Source organism: Streptomyces sp. MB09-02B (assembly GCF_033794485.1).
Lineage (GTDB): Bacteria > Actinomycetota > Actinomycetes > Streptomycetales > Streptomycetaceae > Streptomyces.
The window spans coordinates 1-663 of the sequence record NZ_JARGEE010000985.1; the positions used below are offsets into that span (position 1 = coordinate 1).

Here is a 663-nt window from a genome sequence, read left to right on the forward strand (position 1 = left end):
CTGCAGGTAGTCGAGTTTGGCGGTCAGGCCCTTGAGGTCGCCGATGCCGTCGCCGTTGCTGTCCTGGAAGGAGCGGACGAGGACCTCGTAGAAGACGGCGCGTTTGAACCAGTCCGGGTCCCGGTCCTTCTGCGGCGTGTCCTCGAAGGTGTCCGGAACGGGCTCGTTGACGATCATTGTGTGGGTGACCCCCCGATCTGCGGGTTGGACGGTCGCAGGACGGTCAGTACATGGGCGGGTGTGCGACCCGGTTCCAGACGTACGTAGTTGTTCCTGCCCCAGGTGTAGACCTCGCCGGTGAGCTCGTCGCGCACCAGCACCGACTCGTGCCATTCCAGGCCGAGTCGCGGCATGTCCAACGAGACCGTCGCCTCCTGGGTGTGGTGGGGGTCGAGGTTGACCACCACCAGAACCGTGTTCGACCCCGCGCTCTTCGAGTAGATGATCACCGCTTCCTGGTCGGCGTCGTGGAAGTGCAGTTCCCGCAACTGACGCAGCGCCGGGCTCCGACGCCTGATCTCGTTGAGCTTGCCGAGCAGGGGGGCGATGGTGCGTCCGTCGCGCTCGGCCGCCTCCCAGTCGCGGGGGCGGAGTTGGTACTTCTCGGAGTCGAGGTATTCCTCGCTGCCGGGTTTGAGGGGGGTGTTCTCGCAGAGTTCGTAG

2 pseudogenes are annotated in these 663 nt (G+C 65.3%); both read right to left on the minus strand.

What is annotated here, in order from left to right:
- A pseudogene (locus tag P1P70_RS45475) lies at positions 1-177 on the minus strand (trehalose synthase); the annotation flags it as partial.
- Positions 174-663 (minus strand): annotated as a pseudogene (locus P1P70_RS45480) (alpha-1,4-glucan--maltose-1-phosphate maltosyltransferase); the annotation flags it as partial. The pseudogenes P1P70_RS45480 and P1P70_RS45475, both read right to left, overlap by 4 nt.